Origin of the sequence: Mesobacillus zeae, assembly GCF_003570705.1 — a bacterium.
Lineage (GTDB): Bacteria > Bacillota > Bacilli > Bacillales > Cytobacillaceae > Mesobacillus_C > Mesobacillus_C zeae.
The window spans coordinates 1-5,417 of the sequence record NZ_QWVT01000069.1 but is presented as its reverse complement, the minus strand read 5'-3'; the positions used below and the strand labels follow the sequence as shown (position 1 = coordinate 5,417).

Genomic DNA, 5,417 nt, shown 5'->3' with positions numbered 1-5,417 from the left:
CAGATATATATTCTGGATGACCTTATAATACGAAGGGCGCGATTGTGGAGTAATACAGGCGAAAATGATCAAACTTTTTTATAAAATCGAAACATAAACCTGCTGGATAAGAATCCATTTTGATCAATCTTTTTTCAAAATGGATTCTTTTTATTTACCATAGAATGTGGGTTTGTATGATGTTTTTGATCAAACTTTATTTCAAAGCTACAAAGAGAGCATTACAAAATTGAAGGGTCACATTACTTGGCTCTGGCGAGCTGTTGGTACTGCAGCCATTGGTTTCGTTTTAGTTTAATCATGTACTTTATCACAAAATAAGGAGGAAGTTAAACCATGAAAAAAGATATTTTTACTCTTTTGGGCGGCTTTTTATCAGCGGTGTTTTTTTTTAGGATCAATAGGGTTTCTGTAGAATGGTTTACGCAAATAAGCATCGAAGCATTTGTTTTTATGATTTCGGCGGGAGCTGCATTGGCGATTAACCTGTTTGCAATTTGGAAGAATACGTATGTTTCCAAGAAGGCGAAAGATCAAAAGGATTTTTTGAACGCAATAACAAACTTTAAGCAGTCCTCTGGGACTGCTTTTTACTTTATGGCCCTGTAAAAACAGTAAATAAGGGCCCTTCAAAAACGAAGGAACCCTTGAAATCTTTACTCGACTCGAAGAGCTTGAATGTCTCGACAAAAATCAATCATGAAACTGATAGGTAAACTAGCAAGGATTTTTGTAGGAATAGCACGAAGAAACGAGTCTTACTGTCCAATAAAATCCAAGTCTTAATCCCTTTAGCAGCATAGGAAAAGGAAAAATCCAACATGGAAGCAGAAGCAGCATAGTACATCGAGTATGTAGACGGTGAAAAATATGCGGCAAAAAACGCAGACAGAGCAAATACTTCTGATTTTTTTAAAGAAGCTGGAAAAATGTTGCGTAAATATGAAGTGGTAGTGGATCTTGATAAATTACCAAAAGAAGTTATTAAGAAAATGATATCCTATTTCAATATCAAAACCGAACTACGTTGGACAGATAGAGGAGTTCATATGTATTTCAAGAAGCCTAAAGGATATAAGCATAAAGCGGAAGGTATATGTGCTTTAGGAGTTGAAGCGGAATGGAAAACGTCTAAAAATGCTCCAAATGGGGTTACAGTAAAGCGCAATGGAGTTGAAATACCGGTTGAAAATGATGGTGTTCGGGAAGAATTACCGGATTTTCTTACTTATATTAATGGACAGAGGACTTATTGGGTTTACAGGATGGGGATGGGCGAGATAACAAACTTTATTCTCATAAATTCAACGTGCTTCATTTGAAAAATGACAAGAAAATTTTGCGTTTTATTAACGATAACATATTTGCTGAACCATTAGAAGAAAGTGACTTCAATAGGGTTACTCGTGACGAGAAAATTAATCTGGATAAGAATAATGAATATCAAGTGGCTATGCAAATAAAAAAGAAGTTAAGAGTCGTGAAATTTTGCGATCGTTTATATTCTTATGATGGAAAGTGTTATCGTGACGATAATTTTAAACACATTGTTGCTAGGGAAATTGCAGGTCAGAAAATGCACTACATAAATGAAATATTAGGTCAAATTGATATTCACATAGAACCAATCGAAGAACCTTCAAAGGGATGGGGGATCAAATTCAAAAATGGCTACTTACATGATGGACAATGGTATGGTGGTCTCGATTATCAGGAATTTACTCCATATTATATCGATATTAATTATAAACCTGAAGCCGAACCGGTGCCGACTGTAGACCAATTCCTTGAGGATCTTACTGAAAGTGATAAGGACTATAGGGATGTAATATTGGAGACTATCGCCCATTGTTTAATAACGAACATTCATGTGAAGCGCAATTACCATTTCCAGCGTGTTACGTTCATTATAGGTGGCGGCGGTAATGGAAAAGGAACATTATTGATTATTTTCAGAACCCTATTAGGGACAAATAACGTGTCTTCTATTTCGCTTGACCGCATTATGGATGAACGGTATTTATGCTCCATACTTGTCAAGCTTGCCAATTGCGGTGACGATATCGAAGATAAGACAATCGATACTGAAAAAATGAAGATGCTTAAAAACTTATCTGCTTATGATGTCATTTCATTCCGTGAGCTATATAAGAAATCGAAAAATGAAGCGCCTATAGCTTCATATATTTTTAGCACCAATCATCTATAGAAATCATTCGAAAAAGATGATTCATGGAAACGCAGGGTTGTTTGGTGTCCGGTTTTTGGTAAGCCGAAAACCGATGATCCGCATTTTCAAGAAAAATTGACATCACCGGAAGCCTTGGAATATTGGCTGAAACTTGTTATGGGTGCGTATTTTCGATTGTATGAAAAACGAAAGTGTACGGAATCAAAGAAGGTTATGGATTATACGGAATTTTATCATAAAGAAAATAATTCATGTATTGAATGGCTTGAATCAAGGGAAGACATGGAGCAGCATATTATTGGGAAACACACACCGGAAGTTCATACAGAATATGAAGGATGAGCGGAAGTAAATGGATTGAAAGTTCAATCGCTGAAACAATTAAATAAAACGATTGAAGAAAAATTAGGATTGTTTATTCATAATACTACACGTAATAAAAATTCCGTAAAAATTTGGGCGGCAAAAAAGAAATAAACCACCATTTTTTAACTTTTAGTGGTTTAGTGGTTTAGTGGTTTTTTGGTAGTTTCTTTAACCCTTGGGGCGCAAAGGATTGAAAGGTAAAACCACCAAACCACCAAAATATTTCTTTAAAAGTAAAATAAAAATTTTATATATTTTTATATCTATCTTTTTTGTAAAAAAAAGACTTTGTTGAAAAACAATAGTGGTTTGAAGGTTAAAATGATTCAATCCCTTGTGGCAGTAAGGCGGATCCCAACCACTAAAAAACCACTCTTGCATTATTAAAAAAGTAGTTTAGTGGTTTTTATCGGTAATTTCAATATACACGATGAAGACGACTCATTCCCAGTCGGCTCCGAATGAAGCAAAAAAGTACGATGCAGAGGCATATGGCGATTCTATGAACATCGTGATGCCTAGCCCGGTAAAGATATGGATTCCCGAGCCCGTTGTAATGGTATTTTCGGGCCGAATTGCGAGTTTGTTGCCACAAATGAGTACCGCACGATCCAGCACTCGATTCTGCCCGTCAAATAAGTGCACTCTCCTAATGCAACTACTAACGTCTGAATTTCCTAGAATAAAGACGCGTCTAAGTTTCGGTTGGACGCCGCCAAGGAGTACCGGTGTGGGCATCGGAACATGAAACCATTGGTTGGTGCCCCTTTTAAGGTTTACCTGTGTGCCGAAACCGAAGCGAGTAAATCTGTCGAGCAATTCTGGTGTTTCGGGGATGACCGCATTGCCATGGGTCCACATCGCTGTAACTGCCATAGTCTCCCTCCTAATTATAAGAATTCGCTTTTTCTATTCAGCAATATTCCGTTAAACATAAAAATATTACAAAAACCGTTACTTTACCGGATTTATATTATGGGTATGGCAACGATTCGTTCTTTCTCATGCTGCAACGATTGGAACATATGACTATGAACAATTGTAGAGGGGAAGATCCTTTTTTAACAGCGAATGGTTTAAGGGAGCGTAAACAATAAGGAGGAATGATTATGACAACAGCAAAAGCAAAGAATGAAATCATTGAATTGGTGCCAGACAAGGTTGAAGAATTAGAAGAATTTAAGGGATATTTTTATAATGAATGGGGTACTTTATACCCGTAAATTCCAATACAGAGTTTAGAAATCCTGCGAATAAGTGAGCATTCGAGAGAGATACGTATCAAACTGAGGGAGTTTAAGAAGTAAGTCTGTCATGTTAAAAAACAAGTCCTAAATTGAACAAGGATTTTATTTGTTTTACAATGATTTAGTAAATACATTTAAGGAGTAGTGAATAATTATGGATAATTCTGTTTCAAAAGAAGTACAAATACTCTATAAAAATCTATTAGATGCGTGGAATAATCGTAATGCTCGAGTAATGGCAGATTTATTTACAGAGGATGGTGAAAGCATTGGATTTGATGGAAGTCAATCCATTGGGAGAGAAGAAATATTTTCGCACCTTAAGCCTATCTTTGATGACCATCCAACAGCACGATTTGTTAGCAAAGTTAAAGATGTGCGTTTTTTGAGTTCTCACATAGCAGTTTTGCGAGCAATTGCTGGAATGTTGCCACATCAACAAACAACCATTAATCCTAAAGTAAACACACACCACACTCTTGTTGTTGTAAAAAAAGATGGAAATTGGCGTATTCAGTTGTTTCAAAATACTCCTGCTCAGTTTCACGGAAGACCTGAATTAGTGGAACAAATGACAGAAGAGTTAAGTCAGTTATTAAAGTAAACGGGTGCGTTGATCCAGGTAGGATTAATGCACTTTTTTGTTGATCTTATTATTATACTAACGGGAGTTTAGTATAATAAAAATTTTAATATACATTTACCCTGTAGGGTACAGGGTTTATAATTTATATGAGGTGAATTAGGTTGAGTTATCGGATTAGTGAACTTGCCGAGAAGTGTGGTGTGAATAAAGAAACCATAAGATATTACGAAAAGGTTGGTTTACTTCAAGAACCTTCTCGGACTAATGCTGGTTATAGGATATTTTCAGAAGATAGCGTTAAGCGTATAAAGTTTATTAAAAAGATACAAGATTTAGGGTTTACTTTATCTGAAATTTCTAAGTTACTTGGAGTTGTTGACAAAGATGGTGAACGTTGTAATGACATGTATAATTTTGTTGTTAAGAAAATAGAAGAAGTGCAAATGAAAATACGAGATTTAAAAAGGATTGAACAAATGCTGATAAATTTAAAAGAAAGTTGCCCTAACGATAAATCTTTATACGAATGTCCTATTATTGAAACTATATTAATTAAAGAGTAATAACAGAAATGGAGGTATTAAATATGGTTATACAGTCTAATATGTCCCCAAAAGCTATAATTGAAGTGTGGGAAATTACAGCACCAATTTTTTTGAAATTTAATGTACCTCTTACTGAAAAGTCGTTGGAAACCATTATTGAGGAAGCTGATACTCTTACTAATCTTCTTACTGAATTAAATACTGTAGTTGGAAGTTCCTCAGTTACTTGTATAGAAGGTGGCTGACAAATGCCAGCTAAAAAGGGGTAGGCTACTCCTTTTCAATTCCATTATCTTCTTCAACTAAAGTGTGCGTTAGCACAACAACATTACATTTTTTGTTGTAGTATATGAGGTCATTTGTAGTACAAAAAAGGATAGATAGAGCATATTATCTTGCTCATCTATCCTTTTTAATTTATCCCTTATAATGTCCACATACCAGGTATTGGAGTTAGTATAGTTTCATGGACACGGTTTAGT

At 35.4% G+C, this 5,417-nt stretch carries 8 protein-coding genes; 7 read left to right on the top strand and 1 reads right to left on the bottom strand.

All coding sequences use genetic code 11. The features are described from left to right. The first annotated feature begins 336 nt into the window (after positions 1-336). From D1970_RS21920 to D1970_RS23245, 4 genes are all read left to right on the top strand, one after another. The gene (locus tag D1970_RS21920; RefSeq protein WP_119114954.1) at positions 337-609 is read left to right on the top strand and encodes a phage holin; all 273 of its coding nucleotides are present in this window, start codon (positions 337-339) and stop codon (positions 607-609) included. 320 nt (positions 610-929) lie between these two features. Next, the gene (locus tag D1970_RS21915; protein WP_119114953.1) at positions 930-1,322 is read left to right on the top strand and encodes a hypothetical protein; all 393 of its coding nucleotides are present in this window, start codon (positions 930-932) and stop codon (positions 1,320-1,322) included. After that, positions 1,319-2,209, top strand: coding sequence for a DUF5906 domain-containing protein (locus tag D1970_RS21910; protein WP_142921050.1), 891 nt, complete (start codon positions 1,319-1,321; stop codon positions 2,207-2,209). Before D1970_RS21915 ends, D1970_RS21910 begins: the two co-directional genes overlap by 4 nt. A gap of 195 nt (positions 2,210-2,404) precedes the next feature. Beyond that, entirely contained in the window at positions 2,405-2,533 is a 129-nt protein-coding gene (locus tag D1970_RS23245) for a hypothetical protein (RefSeq protein WP_259339734.1), read from the top strand. 465 nt (positions 2,534-2,998) lie between these two features. On the opposite strand, the gene D1970_RS21900 is transcribed toward D1970_RS23245, so the two are convergent. Beyond that, a complete protein-coding gene (locus tag D1970_RS21900) occupies positions 2,999-3,433 on the bottom strand; it encodes a DUF6623 family protein (protein WP_119114950.1) in 435 nt (144 codons plus the stop codon). Positions 3,434-3,958: 525 nt separating this feature from the next. On the opposite strand from D1970_RS21900, the gene D1970_RS21895 reads away from it, so the two are divergent. The 3 genes from D1970_RS21895 to D1970_RS21885 all read left to right on the top strand — a co-directional run bounded on the left by D1970_RS21895 (position 3,959) and on the right by D1970_RS21885 (position 5,180). Next, positions 3,959-4,408, top strand: coding sequence for an SgcJ/EcaC family oxidoreductase (locus D1970_RS21895; RefSeq protein WP_119114949.1), 450 nt, complete (start codon positions 3,959-3,961; stop codon positions 4,406-4,408). A gap of 143 nt (positions 4,409-4,551) precedes the next feature. Continuing rightward, complete coding sequence (gene merR, locus D1970_RS21890; protein WP_119114948.1) at positions 4,552-4,953, top strand: mercury resistance transcriptional regulator MerR; 402 nt, start codon at positions 4,552-4,554, stop codon at positions 4,951-4,953. Between the two features lie 23 nt (positions 4,954-4,976). Next, positions 4,977-5,180 (top strand): hypothetical protein, encoded by a 204-nt coding sequence (locus D1970_RS21885; RefSeq protein ID WP_119114947.1) that lies wholly within the window; start codon positions 4,977-4,979, stop codon positions 5,178-5,180. The last annotated feature ends 237 nt before the right edge of the window (positions 5,181-5,417 follow it).